Origin of the sequence: Microbacterium sp. ZW T6_19 (assembly GCF_044987465.1) — a bacterium.
Lineage (GTDB): Bacteria > Actinomycetota > Actinomycetes > Actinomycetales > Microbacteriaceae > Microbacterium > Microbacterium natoriense_A.
The window spans coordinates 11,481-35,093 of the sequence record NZ_JBJDRH010000015.1 but is presented as its reverse complement, the minus strand read 5'-3'; the positions used below and the strand labels follow the sequence as shown (position 1 = coordinate 35,093).

The window sequence follows — 23,613 nt, the reverse complement described above, 5'->3', positions numbered from 1 at the left end:
CGATCCGAAAGGAAGCCCGGATCTCATGACCATCGCGAAAGAGCAGGCGGCCTGGTTCGCCGAGACGTTCTCGATCCTCGCCGGCAACGTCGAGCAGGCCATCCTCGGCAAGCGCCACGTCGTCGAGCTGGTGCTCGCCGCGGCCGTGACCGGGGGCCACGTGCTGCTCGAGGACTTCCCCGGCACCGGCAAGACCGCGCTCGCGCGGTCGATCGGGCAGACGATCGACGGCGTCAGCTCGCGCATCCAGTTCACGCCCGACCTGCTTCCCGGAGACGTCACCGGCATCACGGTGTACGACCAGAAGCAGGGCACCTTCGAGTTCCACGCGGGGCCGATCTTCGCCAACATCGTGCTCGCCGACGAGATCAACCGCGCATCGCCGAAGACGCAGTCGGCGCTGCTTGAGGTCATGGAAGAGGGCACGGTCACGGTCGACGGCGTCTCGCGCCCCGTCGGATCGCCGTTCCTCGTGATGGCCACCCAGAACCCGATCGAGCAGGGCGGCACCTACCGCCTGCCCGAGGCGCAGCTCGACCGCTTCATGATCAAGACCTCGATCGGCTACCCCGACGACGCCGCGACCATGCGCATCCTGCAGGGGGCGGCGACCGTGAAGCCGCCGCTCAAGGGCATCGCCGGCACCGACACGATCCTCACGATGGCCGAGATGGCCCGCGAGGTGTACGTGAACCCGCTGATCTCCGACTACATCATGCGCATCGTCGACGCCACCCGTCGCGCCTCCGAGGTGCGCCTGGGCGTGAGCGTGCGCGGAGCCCTGGCGCTCTCGCGTCTCGTGATGACCTGGGCCGCGAAATCGGGTCGCACCTTCGTGACGCCCGACGACGTGCGCGACCTCGCGGTCACAGCCCTCGCGCACCGCCTCGTCCTCGAGCCGGAGGCCGAGTTCGACGGCGTCACGGCCGTGGCCGTCGTGGGGCAGATCCTGCTCGACGTCGAACCGCCCCGTGAGAACGGGACTGCGTGAGCTACAGCACCGAATCGCGTATCACGCGCACCGCCGCCGGGACGAGCACCTCGACCCGGACGTCGACGGTGACGCGATACGACCGCACGCGCCGCGGACCGGTCCGCGGCGCGGTGTTCGGCACGCGCAGGATGCTGCGCCGCACCGGACGGATGCTTCGTCGCGTGTACGCCTGGATCGGCGAGACCGTCACCGCCGCAGGCGTCCTGGTCTCTGCGGCGCTGGTGCTGGGCCTGGTCTGTGGTCTGCTGTTCGGCTGGGTCGAGGCATGGGCGGTGGCGGCGATCGCCTTCGTGCTGCTCGTGGTCTGCATCCCGTTCATCCTCGGTGAGCACGACTACCGCATCGAACTCGCACTCGGCCGCGACCGCGTGGTCGCCGGCACCGACATCGGGGCCGTGCTCGACGTGCGCAACAACGGCTCGCGCCTCGCGCTGCCGGGCGTCGTCGACGTGCCGGTGGGCGAGGGGCTGGTCGAGGCGCACGTCCCGCTGCTGCGACCCGAAGGGCACCACCGCGAGGAGCTCACGATCGCGGCGCATCGCCGCGGCATCATCGACGTGGGCCCTATGACCATCACGCGCGGCGACCCCATCGGCATCCTCCGCCGCGAGTTGAGCTGGCCCGAGGTGCAGCGCATCCACGTGCATCCGGTGACCGTCCGCATCCCCAGCACGAGCGCGGGGCTCATCCGCGATCTCGAAGGAACCCCGAGCTCGGTGCTCGTCGACGCCGACCTCTCGTTCCACGCCGTGCGGGAGTACGTGGTGGGCGACTCGCAGCGCCACGTGCACTGGAAGTCGACCGCCAAGACCGGCAAGCTCATGGTGCGGCAGTACGAGGAGTCGCGCCATGCGCGGATCGCGATCATCCTCGATCTCGCCGCGTCGTCGTACGACAGCGATGACGAGTTCGAGACGACCGTGAGCGCCGCGGCGTCTCTCGCCCTGCAGGGCGTCACCGAGGGTCGCGACGTGCTGTTCGTCGTGAGCAACGAGATCCCTGAGCACGCACGAGCCGAGGTGCTGTCGATCAGCACGCTGCCGACCGTGACCCCGAAGGCGCTCCTGGACGCGACGAGCGGCGTCGACGCCGCCGACAACGTGATGCGCCTCGAATCCGTGACGAAGCTCACGGTCCAGTCCTACCCCGACCTGTCGATCGCGTTCCTGATGACGGGTTCGCTCATGCCTCTGGATCGCCTGAGGATGGCGGCGATCTCGCTGCCGGCCGCCGTGGAGGCGGTCGCCGTGCGCTCCGAGCTCGGCCAGGAGCCGACCCTGCGCAGCGCGCGGGAGCTCGTGGTGATGACGCTCGGCGCTCTCGGAGACCTGCCGCAGATGCTCGCTCGCGGAGTCCTGAAATGAGCGGCACGGCGGCTCGACGCGAGCAGGATTCCCTGTTCAGCGTGCTGAATCTGTGGGGCCTCGGCTACGTCTTCGCCGGCGTCGTGCTCGCGACGCTCGCGGCCTGGCCCGTGTACGACGCGCCGCGCGCGATCGTCGTCGGCATCGTGGGAGGGCTCGTCGGCATCGCCGCGGCCGTCGTCGCCCGGGTGCTGCGCTGGGGCACGCTGCTCGCCGCGCTGCTCGCCGCGGTCGCCTATGTCGTCGTCGCCGTGCCGCTCGCCATCCCCTCCGCGCTGTCGTCGCCGGGCGCGTTCTTCGGCGGGCTGCGCGACGCCGTACTGGGCATCGTGCTGGGCTGGAAGCAGATCCTGACGCTGAATCCGCCGCTGGGCGAGTATCAGGCGGTGCTCATCCCGTTCCTCGTCGTCGTGCTGTTCGGCGCCTTCATCGCGAGCCTTCTCGTGCTCGGCCGCAGCAGCAGGCGCTCCACGTTCGCCGTGATCGTGGTGTCGGCCATGAGCGTGTTCGGCATCGCGTTCGGCGCCACCGGCACCAGCGCCCCTGTCGTGCTGCTCGGGTTCACGCTTCCGTCTCCGCGCGAGTGGGTCATCGGCGTCGCGGTCTTCGTCATCGCCCTGGTCTTCCTGGTCGGGGCGTCCCGCCTCCGGCGCGCGCGGGCGCTGCGCGCCGTCGCCGCGCACAACATCACGCGGCGGGCGGCGCCGGTGTGGCTCAGCATCCGCCGCCATCTGCTGTCGGGTGCGCTCATCGTCGTCGCGTTGGTGGCCGGTCTCGCGATCGCCCCCGCGGCAGCGGGCTGGCACGATCGCTCGGTGCTGCGCGACGAGGTCGAGCCGATGATCGTCGTGCAGCAGCAGTCGAGTCCTCTCGGCGAGTACCGGTCGTGGTTCACGGCCGAGCGCGCCGACGAGACGGTCGTGAGGATCGACGGCGACCCCGGTTCCATCGAGCGCATCAGGATCGCGACCCTCGACGCCTTCGACGGCCAGGACTTCCACATCGCCGCAGACGACCGGTTCACCCGACTGCCGCGTGCCGCGGCCCCCGGCGATGGCCGAGTGCAGCTCGGCATCACGGTGGGCGACGCGTACAGCGGGATCTGGGTGCCGACCCCATCGGGGCTCGCACAGGCGCCCACGTTCTCGGGTTCGCGTGCCGACGAACTGGCCGACGGCTTCCACGTGGATGCCGACGGAGACACCGCGATCACGATCGCCGAGACCTCAGGCGCGGGAGCAGGCCTCGTGCCGGGCGACCGCTACAGTGTGCTCGTCGACGCCCCGGGCAAGTCCGCTTCGCTGACCGACGTGCAGGGAGGGGAGTCGCTGCTCGACGCCGATGATCATCCCGCCCTCGCGGAGTGGGCGGACATGCAGGAGCTTCCGCGCACAGGAGCCGGTTTCCTGGAGCTGATCGAGAGGCTCCGCGCCCGCGGCTATCTCTCGCACGCGCTGCTCGACGACGAGGCGGCGGCGACGTGGATCGCCGCACTGAAGGCGTCGGAGGGCTACTCGTTCGCCCCCAGCTACGCCGGACACTCCACGGCGCGGATCGAGGAGCTCTTCACGTCGCTGGTCGACCAGCAGCGCAGGGCCGGCGCAGATGCGACGCCCGAGATGCTCGTCGCGGCCGTCGGCGACGACGAGCAGTTCGCCACCGCGGCCGCCCTGCTCGCACAGCTGTGGGGTCTGGAATCGCGCGTCGTCCTCGGCGCGCGCCTCCCGGCGGCTGATGAGGTGCCGGGTGTGCCCGCCTGCGACACCGAGTGCACCGGGGCGAACATGACCGCATGGGTCGAGGTGCGCGCGTCAGGCGGAGAATGGGCCGCGGTCGACGTCACCCCGCAGTACTCGCAGCTTCCGAGTCTGATCACGGAGGGCGAGCAGCTGCCCGAGCACCCGACGGTGCCCGAGCAGCCGCATTCGGAGGCTCTCGACCCGCCGCAGGCGCAGAGCGACTCGCATGACGGAGAGGTGCCGCCCGAGCCGGTCGCCTCCGACGCGCTCGCGGTCGTGCTGTTCATCGCGCGCATCGTCGGCCTCAGCCTGCTCGCGCTCGCTCTGCTGCTGCTTCCGCTGATCGTGGTGCTCGTGGTCAAGGCTCTGCGCAGCAAAGCTCGTCGCACCGCGGCGGACCCGGAAGTGCGTCTGGTGGGAGCGTGGGAAGAGCTCACCGACGTGTATCTCGACCACGAGATCCCGATCTCGACCGAGGGCACCAGGGTGCAGAGCGCCCGCACCGTCGAGCGTCCCGCCGCAGAGCGTCTCGCACGAGCCGTCGACCAGGCCGTCTTCGCCGCGCATCCGCCCGGTGAGGATGACGCCGATCACGCCTGGAGCGTCGTCGACGAGGAACGCGAGGCGCTGCGCGCCGACCAGAGCCGATGGGCCGCTCTGCGGTCACGGCTGCGCCTGAGGTCGTTCGTGGCCAGGATCGCGCCGACACGGAGGATCGCGTTCGGGAGCCGCCACCTGGCACTCGGTACGCTCGCATTGGCCGGTGCCCGCCGGCAGGAGGAGGACGCATGATCGCGGTCGCAGACCCCAGGTTCCTGGCAGAGGTCACTGCCCCCGACCTCGTCGCGGCATCGGCCGTCGTCACGGGCGTGACCGCACTCATCGGGCTCGGCGTGTACGTCTGGTACGCGTTCGCCCTGTCGAAGCTCTTCCCGAAGCTCGAGCAGGACGCCTGGAAGGGTTGGGTTCCCGTTCTCAACGAGGCGACCATCCTGCAGATCGGCGGTCGGCCCGCCTGGAACGTCGTGTTCTACTTCATTCCGATCGTTCAGCTGTACGGTCTGTACCTCAAGGTTCTCGCGACCCACGACATCAACAAGCGGTTCGGCCGCGGTGCGGGATTCACCGTGCTCGCGGTGCTGCTGCCGCCGGTGTGGGCGACGCTGCTCGCGTGGGGCGCCCCGCCGTATCCCGAGGGCGACCGGCTCGCAGGCCTCCACGGTCCTCGTCGGGTGGGAACGGATGCTGCGCGCGCCGCCGGTGCGCCCTCAGGCCAGGGCTTCCTCGCCGCGCCGATCCCGCATGCGGGCGCCGCTCCTGGTCCTGCATCCTTCGCACCCGCTCCGGGCTCTTTCGCACCGGCGCAGCCCGCGGCGCCGGGCGCATTCGCCCCGCAGGGCTTCGTTCCGCAGCCACCGGCACCGGGATCCGGTCCGGCGGCCTACGTCGATCCGAGGTATTCGGATGCCGCTGCGCCTGATGTGACCATCCCGGCGCTGAACCGCACGAGCGCCTCGACGGTCGATGCGGCCACCGGGCTTCCGTCTCCCGCCTTCGAGCAGCCGGCTCCCCCGCAGCCGGCGCCTCTGCCCATTTCACAGGGCCTGATCGACTCCGTGCCCGGCGTCGCCCCCCACGTGCCGTCCGCAACGGTCGAGGCCGAGCCGCAGAAGCCCGTCGTGCCGGTGGAGCCTGCTGCTCAGGCGGCGCCGGTGGGGCCTGTGCAGCCCGTCGAGCCCAGCGTGCCGTATCAGCCGGTGGAACCGTCTCAGCCGGCCCCGCCTGCTGCGCCGGTTCAGCCCGCCGAGCCGACGCCGCCCGTCTCTCCCGTGCAGCCGGTCGCTCCGCATGATCCGTACTTCCCGGTTCCTGCTGAGCCTGCTCCTGCTGAGCCTGCTCCTGCTGAGCCGACCTGGCCGGCCTCGCCCGCGGCTCCGGCCCACCCGGCTCCCGCCGAGCCGGCTCCGGCCCAGCCCGCCTGGCCTGCCCCGTTCGAGACTCCGGCGCCGCCCGCAGAGTCGGTCGCACCCGCTCAGTCCGTCGCACCCGCTCAGCCGGTCACACCCGCTCAGCCGGTCGCACCCGCTGAGCCGGCTGGCGTCGCTCAGCCTGCCGATCCCGGCGCGACGTCGACTCCTCCCGCGGCGCCGCAGCAGGAGCCGCTGGTATCGGCACCCATCGCGCCCGAATCACCGGCGGCCCCCGACGCGTCAGCTCCCTCGGCCGCTCTCGGGCCGGTCCCCTCCGCAGCCGAGGCGCCTGCTCCGCCCGCATACGACGGCGGAGCCGCCGGCGACGAGCCGCCGGTGGCGCCGGCATCCGCCCCTGAGGGCGCTCCCGAATCCCTGGCATCCGATTCCTTCGCCGAGCCGCAGCGTCTTCGCGGCTCGGGCCTGGGAACCCGCGCCGACCGTGCGGCGTCGATCAAGCCCGTCCCGGTGGTGCTGCCGGTTCCCGAGCCCCAGGTTCCCGTCGCCGCGGCGGCGCCCGAACCCGCGACCGCTGACGACGACATCGAGGCGACGGTCGTCGTGCATCGCAGCCGCGGTCCTCGTCGGGTGCTCGTTCTCGACGACGGGCGCACCTTCGCCCTCTCGGCGACGAGCATCGTGATCGGCCGCAACCCCGAGGGCGAGCCGGGCGAGCAGCGTCTGTCGATCCCCGACAAGACGCGCACTCTGTCGAAGACTCACGCGCGTCTCGTCGTGCAGGGCGAAGAGTGGCGTCTCACCGACCTGCACTCGACCAACGGCGTCGTGGTCGTCGCCGATGACGGCGCCGAGACCCTGCTCGACGCCGGTGAGAGCGTGACCGGAGCCGGGCGGTTCGTGCTCGGTGAAGTCGGCATGCACGTCGCGGTGGAGTCCGGTTCGTGACACTCGCATCCGTCGTCCTCAACGTCGCAGCGCTCAGCGATCTCGGCTTGAAGCGCGCCGTCAACGAGGACTCGGTGTTCGCGGAGTCGCCCGTCTTCCTCGTCGCCGACGGCATGGGCGGGCACGCGGCAGGAGACAAGGCCAGCCAGGCCGTGGTCGCCGCATTCGCGCCGCTGGCAGGCACGCGGGTGTCGACGGCCGAGATCGGCGCCGCACTCGCCCGCGCGAACGAGGCGGTGTCGACGATCTCGGCCCAGCATTCGCGCGGCGCCGGAAGCACGGTCGCGGCCGTCGCCCTCGTCGAGTACGAGGAGGTGCCGCACTGGCTGGTGTTCAACGTCGGCGATTCGCGTGTCTATCGTCATCACGGCAACGAGCTCGAGCAGCTCACGATCGACCATTCGCTGGGTCAGGAGCTCGTCGACGCGGGCGAGCTGCGTGCTGAGGATCTCGCGACCTTTCCGCAGCGCAACGTCATCACACGGGCGATCGGCGCCGACGACAACATGGCCGACAGCTGGCTGGTGCCGGTCGTGAACGGCGAGCGGCTGCTGATCTGCTCCGACGGGCTGAGCGGCGAGGTCAGCGACGAGGGCATCAGGGCGACTCTGACCATGTGCGGACGTCCCGAGACCGCGGCTGCCGCCCTCGTGCGCCGGGCCAAGCAGGCGGGCGGGCGCGACAACATCTCGGTCGTCGTGGTCGACGTCGTCTCGGGAGGAATAGCGGGCGGTCTGCAGGACTCCACCGACAGCCGCCAGTCCTCCTCGGCGGTGCACACGTCGACCATGCTCGAAGGCACCACGGTCCCCGTGAGGAGGCGCGGCTGATGGACTCCGACGACGACATCCCCGAGGCGACGGTGAGACTCACCCGCCGGGTGCGTCGGCGCAGCCAGGCGGGCGAGGGGCCGATCCCAGCGGATGCCGGCGCCGAGGCCGTCGCAGGGGACGGCGCCGACGAGAACGCGCCGATGGTCGAGGACCGCACCGTCGTGATGGGTCGACGCCGGCGTGCCGTGGATTCTGAGTCTGACGACGACCTCGACGAGGATTCGCCCCTGGTCGAGGACCGCACGGTGGTGATGGGTCGACGCCGGCGTGCCGTGGATTCCGAGTCCGATGACGACGTCGACGAGGATTCGCCCCTGGTCGAGGATCACACCGTCGTGATGGGTCGTCGGCGTCGCGGCGGCGCAGACGATTCCGAGTCCGACGACGACCTCGATGAACACACGCACATGATCGACGATCGCACCGTCGCGGTGGAGCGGCGGCGTCGACCAGATCTGACGGCTGACGAGGTTTCCGTCGAGGACCGCACGGTCGCGGTCGAGAGGCGCCGACGGACGGATGCTCCGCCGGAGCGCGCAGAGGACGACGAAGAGCTCTACGACACGGTGAGCCGTCCTCCGGCTGCCGACGTGGAGATGCCCCCGGCCATCTACAAGCCTCGTGCAGCGCCGCGCACACCGCACCGTCCTCCTGCGTCTCCTGGAGACATCGCTCCGACCCGCGTGATCGACGCCGACAGGGTCTCGGTGGCGAAAGCCGCACGCCGGCGCAGCCTGTATGCCGTCGCTGCCGTGTCGGGGGCCTGCGTCGTGTCGGTCGTCGGCCTGGTGCTCCTCGGATTCACCGTCCTCCTCTGAATCGCGCTTCCTCTGAATCGCGGTCCGCACGCAGGTCGAGGGAGGGTGCCCCGCGCCATAGCGTGAACGCTGAACCCGGTGCGTGAACGCTGAACCCGGTGCGTGATCGCTGAACCCGGTGCGTGATCGGTCAGACGAACATCACTCGCCGGGGCGGCGGGTCGACGTACGCGCGACCGAGAGGGCTGGTCCACTGCACTTCTCCGCCGGGGAGCTGCCGCGCTGTCCATCGGTGCCGCTCATCGAGGTCGGGGTGTTTCAGCGTGTGATGGCCGACGCAGAACGCCGAGAGGTTGTCGAGCCGGGTTCTGCCGCCGAGAGCATGATCGTGATTGTGGTCGATCTGGCAGCGGTGCACCGGCATCCGGCATCCGGGGAATCGGCAATGCGGGTCGCGGGCACGCAGGAACCGTTTCATCGCGGCGGTCGGTGTGTACGCGTCGGTCTCGACGAGCATCCCGGTCGGGGAGAGGAACAGTCGCGACCAGGTGTCGGCGTGCCCGGCGAAGTCGCGGGCGGCGTCGGGCTGCAGGGGCCCATGCCCGTCGAGCTCCGCGGGGCGGTCGTCGTGGTCGGCGAGGGTCGTCGCAGACAGGGTGACCTGCACCCGCCCGCGAATGTTCTCGATCGCCGTGCCGGTCACGGTGGTCGGGGCGGCGCCGAGGAGGAGGTCGGTGGCGAGATCGGCGCGCACCGCGTCGATTCCGCGGTCATCGATCCGAGGATGCTCCCAGTCGGGTGACGCGTCGTCGGTGAGGGGGTCAACGAGCGGGTCGGTGGTGAACGTGTCGGACTCGCCGAAGATGGCCATGTCGTCCCAGCCAGGGTCGGCGGCGTCGAGGTTCTCTGGGCGCACAGGGTCGTCACCGCGGTCGAGGACGTCGAGGTCGAGCACCGGGTCGGAGTCGTCACGGGTGCTCATCAGATGCTGAGCGACCTGAGTCAGTCGGTCGAGGATCGCGACTGCGAGGTGCTCGGGCAGCACGAGCTGCAGCAGCGCGAGACCGTCGCCCACGCTCGTCATCGTCACGGTCCGCTCGCTCTGCGCGCGCCGATGCCGCTCGGTGACGCCGACGCCGGCAAGGGCGGCTGCGATCTGACGCACCTGTGCCTTCGTTCGCGCCGGGGTCGCGGTTTCGGCGACGACGAGAGCGGCCGCCTCGTACATGTGATGCAGGCCCGCATCCGCTCGCCCGTCGTCGATCGCGTCGCGCACAGCGAACCCGGCCGAGATGATCTCGTGAACGTGCGCCGCCGTCACCTGTCCGCGCGTGAAGGATGCCACGACCTCGGGGTAGTCCCGCTGAAGGAAGAACGCGTCGACGAACGCCCGCTCGACTGTGCCCTGCGCGATGCGGCCGGAGGCGGAGTACTCCGCGATCATCGACCGGTGCATCGCGTCACGGTGGAACCCGTCACCCTGCACGTCCGCGTCGTACACCCGCAACCGGGCGGCAAGAAGATCGGACGCCCGCGCCTCCAAGACCGCGATCTGGCGGCGCGCCTCGAGCCAGTCGTCGAGCAGCGTCTGCCGCAACGCGAACTCGTCATCCAGGGAGGCCATGCCTCAAGTTTAGAACATAAGTACGAATAAAGGAAGGGGGCAGTCGCCTGTGTCCCCTCATCCATCAGCAGTTCGGACCGGAGCTCGAGCGCCTCTGCGGCTGCCTTCCCACGCGACGGAATCGCGCGCCCTCGATCGTGCGAGGATGGGAGCGTCGGGACTCAGGGGGAGCCCGACTGGCCGGGGGAGAGTCATGTCCGACGCGCAGTATCCGCAGCAGCCGAGATCGGCATCCGCCTACGAGCCGACGGCTCCTCCCGCGGTGCCACCGGGGCAGAGCCTGCCGCTCGCTCCTCTGAACCCCGGCCACTCCGCCGGCCCCGCACCTCTGCATCCGGCACCCGCACCGGGCTACCCGACGGCGCAGGGCGGCTACCCCGCGCCGAGCTACCCCAACGCGCAGGGCGGCTACCCGGCGCCGGGTTACCCGAGCGCACAGGGCGGATACCCCGCCCAGGGCTACCCGACGCCGCAGGGCTACCCGATGGCGCAAGGCGGATACCCGATCTCGCCCGGCTATCCCGCATACGGCTACGTCGTGCCCAGCGGTCGAAAGTTCTGGGGCCTGCAGTTCCTCGTCTTCGTGCCCTACGTCGGCGCCCTCGTGACGGTGATCGTCTCGCTCGTGCAACGCTCGAGCGCGCGTCGATCACCCCTCCCGATCGTCCGCGAGAACGCGCGCTGGGCGGCGAACTGGGCCCTCAGCTTCCTGCTGTACGTGATCGTCTCGTATGCGCTGATCGTGATCGTCGGCATCGCGACGTCGATCTCTTCATATGAGGAGTCGTACGGCGCCTATCGGAGTGCGCCGTCGGGCTGGATCGGCATCCCGGTGCTCCTTCTGCTCGGCATCGGGGTCTACTGCCTGGTCACCATGATCCGCGGGTGCGTGGTCTCCGACCGTGCTGTGCACCGCCCGGTGCTCGCGCTCCCGTTCCTCCGCGACTGAGGGCGGGATGGGCAGGTCTGCCCATCGTCGGTTCAGTCCGCGACAACTAGACTCGCCGGGTGCGTCGTCGGCTCGGAGCCGGCGCGGCGAGCAACAACCCCGGGGGAGTATCACCAGATGAAGGTCTTTTCGCGAATGCGCGCGCGGCCGAAGACGCTGGCGTCGGCGGCGGGCGTCGTCGCAGGCGTCGTCGCGATCACCACGTTGGCCTTCTCCTACCAGGGCAATCCCACCACCAAGGTCGACCTGAACGACGGCGGCGTGTGGATCACCAAGACCTCGAGCCTGCTCGTCGGGCATTTCAACTACGAGTCCGCACTTCTCGACGGCGGGCTGCGCAACGGCACCGACAGCTTCGACATCCTTCAGGATGCCGCGAACGTCGTCGTCGTCGACACCGACGCCGCCACCGCGACGGTCGTCGACCCCGCGCACGTCACACTGGCGGATTCGACCGCGATCCCCGGCTCGGCGAAGGTCGCGCTCGGGAATCAGACCGCTGCCGTCCTGGACCGCAAATCCGGCGATCTGTGGGTCGTGCCGATCAAGGGGCTCTCGTCGTTCGAGATCAAGGCCGCCGATCCCACTGCTGAACTCGGCGCGGACGCCGACGTCACCGTGGCGAAGGACGGCACCGTGTTCGGGCTCTCCTCGGCGCGCGGCGAGGTCGTCACGGTTCCCGTCGACAACGAAGGCGAGGGGCTGGAGCCCTCCACGTCCTCCATCGGAGAGATCGACGATTCCGAGACGGCGTCGATCACCGCGGTCGGCAGCACTCCCGTGGTGCTGGATTCCGCGGCGGGGGTCGTCCTCGCCCCCGGCGGCATCCGCACCGAGATCCCCGACGCCGATGGCGCGGTGCTGCAGCAGCCGTCGGCGCAGACGGGCTCGGTGTCCGTGGCCACGGCATCCTCGCTTCTGAGCATCCCGCTCGACGGCCGCGAGCCGACGACGACGGATGTCGGCGGCACGGGGGCGCCGGCGGCGCCGGTGTGGCTCCGCGGCTGCGCCTACGGCGCCTGGGCCGGATCGGCGACCTTCGTGCGGGAGTGCGAGGGCGACACGAACGACGTGAACCAGCAGATCCCGGATGCCGAGGGCTCGAAGCGCCTGGTCTTCCGTGTGAACCGGGACGTGATCGTGCTGAACGACACCGTCGGCGGAGCGGCATGGCTGCCCAACCAGAGTCTGCAGCGGGTCGACAACTGGGACGACATCGTCCCTCCGGAGGGCGAGTCGGAGAACCAGGAGGACACCACCGAGGAGACGGTGGAGACCACACTCCCCGAGCGCAGTGAGCAGAACACGGTCCCCGTCGCTGAGGACGACGACTTCGGCGTCCGTCCTGGACGCACGACGATGCTCCCGGTGCTCGACAACGACACCGACGCCGACGGCGACGTGCTCGTCGCCGCGCTCGCGCAGAGCCAGCCCGCGCTCGGCGACGTGCAGCCCGTGAACAACGGCGGCGCCCTGCAGATCGCGGTCGACGAAGACACCACGGGCGGCGGATCGTTCGAGTACGACATCGACGACGGGCGAGGAGGCAAAGCGTCGGCGACGGTGCAGCTCTCGGTGCACGGGTGGGATGTCAACGGCGCGCCCGGGCAGCAGCGCACGACCGCGCTCGCCGTCGAAGAAGGGGGCGCCGTCTCGTACAACGTGCTGCCCGACTGGCTCGACCCCGACGGCGACGACATGTATCTGCAGGACGTGATCGCCGCCCCGGGAGACGAGGTCGACTTCACGACCGACGGCCAGGTCACCTATCGCGCGGTCGCCAGCCTGCAGGGGCGCAAGGATATCCAGATCGTGGTGTCCGACGGACTCGGCGAGACCACCACGGGCACGCTGCGGCTCGACGTCCGACCGGCGGGGTCCACGCTCCCGAAGACGAACGCCGATCACGTCGTGACCCGCGTCGGTGAGACCATCGCCGTCGCGCCCCTTGTCAACGACACGAGCTCAGGGCGAGAGCCGCTGCGTCTCGTCAGGGTCGACGAGGTGGCGGGAGCGACCATCGTTTCCGACTTCCAGAACGATTCCTTCACGTTCCGCTCGGATGCCGCAGGCGTCTACTACGCCCAGTACCTCGTCAGCGCGGGTCCCAACGCGGTGCCGGGTCTGGTCAGAGTCGATGTGATGCCGCCCTCCGAGACCGCGCTGCCGCCGATCGCGGTGCGCGACGTCGCGCTGCTGCCGTCGGGCGGCGAGGTCCTCGTCGGCGTGCTCGGCAACGACACGGAGCCCTCGGGCGGCATCCTCGTGGTCCAGTCGGTCACGGTGCCGCCGCACAGCGGCATCTCGGTCTCCGTGCTGAATCACGAGACTCTGCGCATCGGCGACCAGGGTGCCCTCGATGAGCAGGTGCGCATCAGCTACCGCATCTCCAACGGCACGCAGACCGCCGAGGGAGACGTGATCGTGATCCCGATCCCTCGGCCGGCGCAGCTGATGCCGCCCGTCGCCAACGACGATGAGGTCGTGGTCCGCGCCGGCGACGTGGTCACGATTCCGGTGCTCGACAACGACACGCATCCCAACGGCGATGTGCTCCACGTCGATCCCGAACTGGTCGAGCCGCTGGTCGATCCGAAGGACGGCGAAGCCTTCGTCTCGCAGGACTTCGTGCGGTTCCGTGCGTCCGACACACCCGGAACCGTCTACGTGACCTATCAGGCGGTGGACTCGGCGGGCCAGAAGGATGCCGGATACATCACGATCCAGGTCCGCGCGATCGACGAGGAGGCGAACTCCGCCCCGAAGCCGAGGGACCTCACCGTGCGCGCGCTCAGCGGGTCGACCGTGCGCATCGCGGTTCCGCTCGACGGCATCGACGCGGACGGTGACTCCGTGGAGCTCATCGGTCAGGAGAGCGCACCGGGGAAGGGCCAGGTCGCCGAGGTGGGCAGCAACTACCTCGTGTACGAGGCCTTCGAGGATGCGACCGGAGTCGATTCGTTCACCTATCGCGTGCGCGATCGCCTCGGCAAGGAAGGCGTGGCGACGATCAGGGTCGGCATCGCGCCGGGAGACGCGGCGAACCAGGCGCCCTACGCGGTCAAGGACACGGTGGTCGTGCGGCCGGGCCGGACGATCGCCGTTCCCGTGCTCGCGAACGACTCCGACCCCGAAGGCGATGCGATCTCGCTGGTCAAGAAGGGGCTGGAGATCGCTCCCGATGCCGGTGTCGAGGCCAGCGTGTCGGGCGACCGTGTCGTGGTGAAGGCGCCGAACACGTCGATGGACACGTCGATCCAGTACACGATCCGCGATGCCAGGGGAGCCACGGCGACGGCCGTGCTGCAGATCACCGTCGACGAGGACGTGCCGCTGAAGGTGCCGACGGCGCGCGACGATCGCGTGGTCGCGGCCGACGCGAAGGAGAGCCTGCGCGTCGACGTCGATGTGCTCAAGAACGACGAGGACCCGGACGGCACCGTCGACGCGCTCGATCTGTCGGTCGAATCCGGCGGCGTCGTGCAGGACGACCGCTCCATCAGGGTGACCGTCGGCGCGGAGCGTCAGCTCATCCGCTACACGATCACCGATCAGGACGACCAGGCGGCTTCCGCCTTCCTCTTCGTCCCGGCGCTGAGCGAACTGCGCCCGACGCCGACGTCCACGAAGCCGGTCGTGGTCAAGAGCGGCGAGACGATCGAGCTTCCGCTGTCGAAGTACGTCACGGTCGCCGGCGGTGGCGACGTCGTGATCACCGAGGCGGCGAAGGTGAGCGCGGTGAACGCCGACGGAGCGCCGCTCATCAAGGACCAGTCGACCCTCGTCTACACGTCGAAGCCGGGGTACTTCGGCAAGGACGCGCTGACATTCGAGGTCACCGACGGCACCGGTCCGGACGATCCCGAGGGTCGGAAGGCGACCATCACGATCCCCATCACGGTGCTGCCGCCGGAGAACCAGCAGCCGGTGTTCGTGAACGGCCAGGTCGAGGTGGCCCCCGGAGAGCCGGCCACGACTCTGGATCTCGCCGCCCTCACGACCGACCCCGATCCCGAGGACGCGGACGACATCAGCTTCACCGTCAGCGGTCAGCCGAGCGGCGGCGTGAAGGCGCGCATCGACGGCACGAAGCTGCTCGTCGAAGCCGATTCGAGCACGCCCAAGGGGACGAGCGCGACCGTGCAGCTGCGCATCGACGACGGAACGACCGAGCCTGTCGAGGGCTCGGTGGCGGTGCTGGTCGCCGCGTCCACCAGATCGCTGCCGACGGCGAACACCGACACCGTCCCCGAAGCCGATCAGGGCAAGTCCATCACGGTGCCCGTGCTCGACAACGACGTGAATCCGTTCCCCGAGACACCGCTGAAGGTCGTCTCCGCCGTGTCCGAGACGGGATCGGGCGCGGTGTCGTTCACCGCGAGCGAGGTGAAGATCACACCCGATGCCAGCTTCGTCGGGACCATGGTGGTGCGCTACCGCATCCAGGATGCGACGAAGGATGCCGACCGCGAGGTCGACGGTCGCATCGTCGTAACCGTGCAGGGTGTGCCGGAGGCACCCGGCACCCCGACGGTGTCGAGCGTGCAGGACCGCACCGTGGTGCTCTCCTGGTCGCCGCCGGCGAACAACGGCGCCGAGATCACCTCGTACACCGTGACCTCCGTCGCGGGCAACTACACGAAGAAGTGCACCTCGACGACGTGCACGCTCGACGGGCTCACGAACAACGTCGAGTACGTGTTCCAGGTCGTGGCGACCAACCGCGTCGGCGATGGCAAGCCCTCGGCGACCTCGGCCGTGGCCCGCCCCGATGCGCGCCCCGACACCCCGCAGCCGCCCAAGCTCGTGTTCGGCGACAAGAGCCTCAAGGTCTCCTGGGTGACGCCGACCACGCCTGGTTCGCCGGTGGAGTCGTACACGCTCGAGATCTCGCCGGCCCCGCCATCGGGAATCGCTCAGAAGACCGGCGTGACCGGCAACTCGCTCACCTGGGACGGACTGGAGAACGGCGCGAACTACCAGGTTCGCGTGCAGGCCGTCAACCGAGCGCCTGAGCCGTCCAGCTGGAGCGGGTGGTCGGCCGCAGAGATCCCGGCCGGAGTTCCGGGCACGGTGGCCGCGCCCGCGGCGCACAGCGCGCCGTCGGTCGGCAACCAGGCGCAGATGACCGTGACCTGGGGCGCCGCGCCTCAGAACGGCGACGCGATCGCGGAGTACCAGCTCATCGTGATGCGCGGCGGAAGCGTCGTGAACCGCGTCACCGGCATCCCCGGCACCCAGCTCAGCCAGACCGTGACCGTGGCGACGTCGACGGCCGACTACACATACGCCGTGCTCGCCCGCAACAAAGCCGGCTGGAGCGCGCAGAGTCCCGCGTCGGCGCCGCAGCGCGCGTTCGGCAGCCCGGGTGCGCCGACCATCACCGGGGCGCAGGAGCACGACGGCTACGTCACCGTGACATACAGCGTCGCAGACACCAACGGGGCGAACGCGGCAAGCGGAGAAGTGCGTTACGAGTACTCCCTCAACGGCGCCGCGTGGAGCCGCAGCTGGGACGGGACGCGCATCAACGCGGCCAACGGCGCCAGCTACACGGTCCGGGTCAGGGCGTACTCGGTCGTGAACGGGCAGGAATCGCAACCGGGGGCGTCGTCCGCGTCCTCGGCCCCGCTTCGGCCGTACGGGCCGGTGCGGAACCCGGGTGTCTCGGCCGCGAACCAGGGCACGTCGGTCAAGGTCGCCTGGTCCCCGCCGAACCCGAACGGCCGAAACATCGTGCAGGTGCTGGTCAGCCTCGACAACGGCGGCTGGCAGGACCTCGGTCTGAGCGGCAGCCGCAACCTCGGCAACGGGTACAGCGAGACGCACAGCATCCAGGTCAAGGCCAAGGACGAGGCCGGCCAGTGGTCGAACGTGGTGTCCGCATCGGCGGTGACCGACTCGAAGCCGGTACCCGAGGCGTGGGTCACCAGAGGTGAAGCGAAGACGAACGGCTGCACCAGCGTGAACGGCGGACCCTGCTACAACCTCAAGCTGAACACCAAGAACTTCGCGGGCGGCTCGTACCGCGTCGAGTGCACCGCCGACGGGAAGGTCTTCTCGACCAACGCGGGGTTCCCCGTCGACATCCCCTCGAACGGATCGGTGATCATCGACTGCTGGAACGGCTACGTCACCCGGAAGGGCGTGAACATCATCGGCGGCAACCCGTCGAGCGCGCAGGAGGGCAACTTCTAGACGCCGTCACGAGCGTGCACCCATGGGCAGAACTGCCCATGGGTGCACGACCGCCGACGGCTAGACTCGGCACGGGCGTGGAGTGCCTCAGCGCGCATGCGCGGGCACCCGAGAGCGTGGCCCTGGGGGGAACCGGGTATGAGGGTGCTGTCGTGGATGCGCGCGCGTCCGAAGGTGCTGGCGTCGACGGCCGGAGTCGCCATCGCGGCCGTCGCCATCACCACGATGGCGATCACATACCAGGGCAACCCCACCACCAAGGTCGATCTGAACGACGGCGGCGTATGGATCACGAAGACCTCGAGCGTGCTCGTGGGGCACTTCAATCACGAGTCGACCCTGCTCGACGGAGGTCTTCGGACCACCGGCGAGAACTACGACATCCTGCAGGACAAGAGCAACATCCTGCTCGTCGACCGCGGCTCGTCCTCGGTCACGGCAATCGACGCCGCACGCGTCGCGCTCGGTGACAACAGCCGCATCCCGGCGTCGGCGAAGGTCGCGCTCGGCGACAAGACGGCCGCGATCCTCGACCAGAAGTCGGGAAAGCTCTGGGTCGTGCCCGTGAAGGGCATCGCCGCCTTCGAGATCGAATCCGCGAAACCCGCCGCTGACCTCGGCACCGGGGCCGATGCGACAGTCGCCTCCGACGGCACCGTGTTCGGCCTGTCCGCGGAGCGCGGCGAGGTCGTCACCATCCCGGTCGACCGCGAGGGCCAGGAGCTCGCGTCCTCGACGGCCTCCCTCGGCGACATCGACGACTCCATCGCCCCGAAGATCACGGCCGTCGGGCGAGTGCCCGTCGTCCTCGACGCGGCAGCAGGAGTGGTCACCACCCCCGGCGGGTTCCGGACGAAGATCGCGGATGCTGCGGACGCGGTGCTGCAGCGGGCGTCCGCAGCATCCGGCGAGGTCGTGCTGGCCACCGCCGACGCACTGGTGAGCGTGCCGCTCGACGGCAGCGAGCCGACCACGACCAAAGCAGGGGGCGCCGGCATCCCCGCCGAACCTGTCTCATTGCGCGGCTGCACGTACGGCGCCTGGGCGGGGTCCGCCCGTTTCGTGCGCGAATGCGCCGGATCCGAGGACGACGTCTCCGCCCGGATCAGCGGAGCCGAGGCATCGACCTCGCTCACCTTCCGCGTCAACCGCGACGTCATCGTGCTGAACGACGCGGTGGGAGGCGAAGCGTGGCTCGCGAACGAGAGCCTGCAGCAGGTCGACAACTGGAACGACATCACTCCGCCCGAGGGTGAGACCGAGAACGAAGAGGACTCCACCCAGGAGACGGTGGAGACGACGCTCCCCGATCGCAAGGCGGAGAACACCCCTCCGGAAGCAGGAGACGACGCCTTCGGCGTGCGCCCAGGGGCGACCGCGCTGCTGCCGGTCCTCGACAACGACAACGACCCGGACGGCGACGTTCTGGTCGCCGAGCTGATCGAGCAGCAGCCCTCCATCGGAACCGTGCAGTCGATCCAGAACGGCGGCTCGCTGCAGATCGCCGTCGACGCCAAGGCGTCGGGCACGGCGTCGTTCACATACGAGGTGAACGATGGCCGCGGCGGCAAGGACACGGCCGTGGTCACCCTCGCGGTGCACGACGGCGATGTGAACGCCGCGCCGACGGCCAAACGCAAGACCAGCCTGACGGTCGAGAGCGGCGGCACGATCTCCTACAACATCCTCCCCGACTACATCGACCCCGACGGCGACGACATCTATCTCCAGAACGTCGAGCCGGCGCCGGGCGACGAGGTCGACTTCACCACCGACGGCCAGATCACCTACAAGGCGACGGCGAGCCTGCAGGGACGCAAGGACGTTCAGGTCACGATCGCGGACGCGCTGGGGGAGGTCTACACGGGTTCGATCTCGCTCGATGTGCGTCCGCAGGGGTCGACCGCGCCGAAGACGAACGCCGACCACGTCGTGACCCGCGTCGGCGAGCAGGTCACGGTCTCCCCGCTGGCCAACGACACCAGCTCCGGTCGCGAGCGCCTGCGGCTCGGGCGTGCCGACGAAGTCGCCGGCGCCACGGTTCTGCCCGACTTCACGAACGACACCTTCACCTTCGAGTCCGACGTCCCGAACACGTACTACGTTCAGTACCTCGCCACGGCCGGACCCGAGAACGGCGAGGGACTGGTCCGCGTCGACGTGCTCGACGCGGCCGCGAGCGAGCTGCCGCCCGTCGCCGTGCGCGACGTCACCCTGCTCCCCACCGGCGGAGACGTCCTCGTCGGCGTGCTGGCCAACGACATCGATCCCTCGGGCGGCGTCCTGGTCATCCAGTCCGTGTCGATCGAAGACCGCACCGGCGTCTCGGTCTCCGTGCTCAATCACGAGACGCTGCGGATCACCGATCAGGGTGCGCTCAAGGATCAGGTCCGCATCAGCTACACGATCTCGAACGGCACCGGTTCGGCCGACGGCGAGGTCGTCGTGATCCCGATCCCCGCCCCCGACAAGATCCTCCAGCCCGTCGCGAATCCCGACATCGTGTACGTGCGCGCCGACGACGTCGTGACCATCCCGGTGCTCGACAACGACACGCATCCGAGCGGCGATGCCCTGCACGTCGCGCCCGAGCTGATCGAGCCCTTCGTCGACCCCGCCGACGGCGAGGCGTTCGTGTCGCAGGACACGGTGCGGTTCAAGGCCGGCTCCGAGGCGAAGACGGTGTATCTCACGTACGAGGCCGTCGACTCCCGCCAGCAGAAGGCCGCGGGCTACGTGACCGTGCAGATCCTGCCGGTCGACGCCGAGACGAACGCTGCGCCCAGCCCGAAGGACATCACCGCGCGAGCGCTGAGCGGCACCGAGATCGACATCGCGGTGCCGCTCGACGGCATCGACGCCGACGGCGACTCCGTCGAGCTTCTGAACATCTCATCGAGCCCGACGAAGGGGCGCATCACCGCCACCGGCGCCAACTACTTCACCTATGAGGCGCTCGACGGGTCGACCGGGGTCGACACCTTCACCTATCTGGTGCGTGACCATCTCGGCAAGGAGAGCACCGCGACGATCCGGGTCGGCATCGCGCCACCGGAGGACGTCAATCAGGAGCCGTATGCGGTGAAGGATGCGGTGGTGGTGCGTCCTGGGCGTGAGATCGCGGTGCCGGTGATGGCGAACGACTCCGATCCAGAGGGTGACAAGATCACTCTGGTCGATGAGGAGAACGATGGACTCGAGGTCCCGGAGATCGACGGGCTGTCGGCGCGGGTCTCCGGCGACCGGGTTCTCGTGGATGCGCCCGATCGTGCGTTGGAGACGTCGTTGCAGTACACGATCCGCGATGCGCGGGGTGCGACGGCGTCGGCGGTGCTGCAGATCACGGTCGACGAGGACGTGCCCTTGCTGGCGCCCGTCGCGCGCGACGACCGCGTCCGTCCTGAAGATCTCACGGGCACGGGGCTGACCGCTGACATCGACATCCTGAAGAACGACGAGGACCCGGACGGCACGACCGAGGGGCTCGCACTCGACCTCGGCACGGGCGCCAGGGAGCTCGACGACGGCATGGTGCGCGTCACCGTCACAGACGAGATGCAGCTGATCCGTTACACGCTGACCGACCGCGACGGTCTGGAGGCCTCGGCGTTCATCTTCGTCCCCGCGATCTCCGGTCTGCGGCCGACCCTGAAAGACGGCACGAAGCCCGTGCAAGTGGTCAGCGGCGAGACCAAGTCGCTGCCGCTGTCGGAGTATGTGACGATCGCCGGCGGAGGCACCGCCCGCATCACCGAGCATGCGAAGGTCAGCGCCATCCACGCGAACGGCGCCGACCTCGTGCAAGACGAGACGACGCTGGTCTACACGTCGGCGGCCGGGTTCTTCGGCCAGGACGCGGTGACGTTCGAAGTCACCGACGGCACCGGCCCGGATGATCCGGAGGGGCGCAAGGCGACGCTCACCATCCCGATCGATGTGCTGCCGCCGGAGAACCAGCAGCCCTCGTTCACGGGCGCGCAGATGGAGGTCGCCCCGGGTGAGGACGCGATCGGGCTGGACCTCGCCGCGCTCACCGACGACCCCGATCCTGACGACGCGGACTCGCACACGTTCACGTACGTCAGCGGGGCAGGCTCCGGGATCAAGGCAGAGGTCGACGGAGCGACGCTGCGCGTCTCGGCCTCTTCCGATGTCGACAAGGGCACCGTCGCCTCGCTCACGCTGAGGATCACCGACGGCGTCACCGAACCCGTCGAGGGGACCGTACAGGTGATGGTGACGGCATCCACGCGTCCCCTCCCTGCGGCGAACACCGACACGGTGTCCGAGGCCGACCAGGGCAAGAGCATCACCGTGCCGGTGCTCGCCAACGACTTCAACCCCTTCCCCGAGACCCCGCTCACGCTCGTGTCCGCGGTGACCGAGTCGGGCAACGGGGGAGCGTCGGTGAAGGGCGACTCGGTCGTCGTGACCCCGTCAGCGAACTTCGTCGGGACGATGGTGGTGCGATACCGGATCCAGGATGCGACGAAGGATGCCGAGCGCGAGGCGAACGGGCAGGTCGTCGTCACGGTGCAGGGCGTCCCCGATGCGCCGGGCACCCCGACCATCACGAGTGTGCAGGATCGCACGGTCGTGATCTCCTACGGCGCTCCGTCGAACAACGGGGCCGAGATCACGAGGTACACCGTGAAGTCGGTCAAGGGCGGGTCGTACAGCAAGGAGTGCACCTCGACGACCTGCACGCTCGACGGGCTGACCAACAACGTCGAGTACACGTTCCAGGTGACCGCGACCAACAGGGTCGGCGAGGGCAAGCCCTCCGCGGCGTCCGAGGTGGCGCGCCCCGATGCCCGACCGGACACTCCGCTTCCGCCGACGCTCGTGTTCGGCGACCGGTCGCTCTCGGTGAGCTGGAAGACCCCGTCGACGCCGGGATCTCCCGTCGAGAGCTACACGCTCGAGATCTCGCCGGCGCCCCCGTCTGGTATCACTCAGAAGCAGGTGACGGGCAACTCTCTCGTGTGGGAGGGCCTCGAGAACGGATCGAACTACCAGGTTCGGGTGCAGGCGCACAACAAGGCTCCGGAGCCGTCGGCCTGGAGCACCTGGTCGGCGAAGGAGGTCCCTGCGGGTCCTCCGCTGAAGCCTGGGGCTCCGACCACCGCCGAGATCCAGGGCGTCGGCACGCAGGCGCAGATGCAGGTCAGCTGGGTGCCGCCGGGGATCAACGGCGACAAGCTCGACGCGCTCGAGCTGCAGGTGTGGGAGGGCGGCACCCTGGTGCGCACGATCACGCCCGCCGCAGACGCCAAGACGCAGGCCGTGACGGTCCCGACCTCGGAGACGCCGTACACGTACCGGATCCGTGCGCACAACAAGGCCGGCTGGGGCGACTACAGCGACGCCTCGGCGCCGCGCCGCGGCGTGAACCGGCCGGGCAAGCCCACCGGGGTCACCGCGAAGCCGACCGGCGCCGACGGCCAGCTGCAGGTGGCGTACACACCGGGCGCTCGCAACGGCGCCGCGGCGAGCGAGATCGCCTACCAGTACTCGCTCAACGGCGGCGGCTCGTGGGCGAACCTGCCGGGCAACGGCGTCATCGGCGGCCTCGCCAACGGCACCGACTACAACGTGACCGTCCGCGCTCTCGCCACCGTGGCAGGAACCGCCTACCCCGGCGACTCTTCGGACGTGGCGAGAGGCAACCCGTACGGCCCGCTGAAGCAGCCGCGAGCGACGGCAGCAGGCAACAGCACCAGCGTGACGCTGGGGTGGGACGGCAACGTCTCGGCGAACGGACGTGCGATCACGAAGGTCGAGATCAGCATCGACGGGGGCGGCTACCAGACGGTCGCCAACAGCGGAGCGCAGACGGTGGGGAATGGCCACAGCCAGACCCACAGCATCCGCGTGAGAGCGACGGATGCAGTCGGCCAGACCGTCGAGAGCGCGACGGCGAGCGCCGCTTCTGATCCGCCGCCCCCGCCCACCGCCTACATCACCTCGGACGGTGACGCCAACGGCCAGGACAACTGCGGCGACGGCACCTGCGCCTGGTACTACGTGCACATGGACAACTTCGCGGCCAACACCTCGTACTCGGTGCAGTGCGCCGACTACCGTCCTGCCGACGGCTATTGGGGTTCATGGGGCGGTCCGTACTCCGTGACCACGGACGGCAACGGGCACTACGAGGGCCGGCTCGGCTGCTACCACGGCTCACGCGGCTACGGCACCTATCAGGCGTCCGCCGTCATCAACGGCACGGAGTACGAGCGACGAGCATGGAACTGACCGCCCGCCCGTGGGCAGCT

At 69.6% G+C, this 23,613-nt stretch carries 10 protein-coding genes; 9 read left to right on the top strand and 1 reads right to left on the bottom strand.

Going from position 1 to position 23,613, the window contains the following annotated elements; translation table 11 throughout:
• Positions 1-25: 25 nt before the first annotated feature.
• From ACI3KT_RS17465 to ACI3KT_RS17440, 6 genes are read left to right on the top strand one after another with little or no spacing between them, the layout of a single operon-like run.
• Positions 26-991 carry a MoxR family ATPase gene (locus tag ACI3KT_RS17465; RefSeq protein WP_307294244.1) on the top strand — a complete coding sequence of 322 codons (966 nt, stop codon included), beginning with the start codon at positions 26-28 and terminating at the stop codon, positions 989-991.
• The gene (locus ACI3KT_RS17460; protein ID WP_292907619.1) at positions 988-2,358 is read left to right on the top strand and encodes a DUF58 domain-containing protein; all 1,371 of its coding nucleotides are present in this window, start codon (positions 988-990) and stop codon (positions 2,356-2,358) included. Before ACI3KT_RS17465 ends, ACI3KT_RS17460 begins: the two co-directional genes overlap by 4 nt.
• Positions 2,355-4,889, top strand: coding sequence for a transglutaminase domain-containing protein (locus ACI3KT_RS17455; RefSeq protein ID WP_404905730.1), 2,535 nt, complete (start codon positions 2,355-2,357; stop codon positions 4,887-4,889). Before ACI3KT_RS17460 ends, ACI3KT_RS17455 begins: the two co-directional genes overlap by 4 nt.
• Positions 4,886-6,973: a DUF5684 domain-containing protein gene (locus ACI3KT_RS17450; protein ID WP_404905729.1), complete on the top strand. Its 2,088-nt coding sequence runs from the start codon at positions 4,886-4,888 to the stop codon at positions 6,971-6,973. The genes ACI3KT_RS17455 and ACI3KT_RS17450 overlap by 4 nt, the downstream gene beginning before the upstream one ends.
• Entirely contained in the window at positions 6,970-7,803 is an 834-nt protein-coding gene (locus ACI3KT_RS17445; protein WP_292907625.1) for a PP2C family serine/threonine-protein phosphatase, read from the top strand. Before ACI3KT_RS17450 ends, ACI3KT_RS17445 begins: the two co-directional genes overlap by 4 nt.
• Positions 7,803-8,624 (top strand): hypothetical protein, encoded by an 822-nt coding sequence (locus tag ACI3KT_RS17440; protein ID WP_404905728.1) that lies wholly within the window; start codon positions 7,803-7,805, stop codon positions 8,622-8,624. Before ACI3KT_RS17445 ends, ACI3KT_RS17440 begins: the two co-directional genes overlap by 1 nt.
• 130 nt (positions 8,625-8,754) lie before the next feature.
• On the opposite strand, the gene ACI3KT_RS17435 is transcribed toward ACI3KT_RS17440, so the two are convergent.
• Complete coding sequence (locus ACI3KT_RS17435; protein ID WP_404905727.1) at positions 8,755-10,188, bottom strand: DUF222 domain-containing protein; 1,434 nt, start codon at positions 10,186-10,188, stop codon at positions 8,755-8,757.
• 193 nt (positions 10,189-10,381) lie between these two features.
• Here ACI3KT_RS17435 and ACI3KT_RS17430 point away from each other — a divergent pair, with 193 nt between their 5' ends.
• The 3 genes from ACI3KT_RS17430 (at position 10,382) to ACI3KT_RS17420 (ending at position 23,593) form a co-directional block, all read left to right on the top strand.
• Positions 10,382-11,137, top strand: coding sequence for a DUF4870 domain-containing protein (locus ACI3KT_RS17430; RefSeq protein WP_307294256.1), 756 nt, complete (start codon positions 10,382-10,384; stop codon positions 11,135-11,137).
• A gap of 117 nt (positions 11,138-11,254) precedes the next feature.
• The gene (locus ACI3KT_RS17425) at positions 11,255-17,335 is read left to right on the top strand and encodes an Ig-like domain-containing protein (protein WP_404905726.1); all 6,081 of its coding nucleotides are present in this window, start codon (positions 11,255-11,257) and stop codon (positions 17,333-17,335) included.
• A gap of 138 nt (positions 17,336-17,473) precedes the next feature.
• A complete protein-coding gene (locus ACI3KT_RS17420; RefSeq protein ID WP_404905725.1) occupies positions 17,474-23,593 on the top strand; it encodes an Ig-like domain-containing protein in 6,120 nt (2,039 codons plus the stop codon).
• The last annotated feature ends 20 nt before the right edge of the window (positions 23,594-23,613 follow it).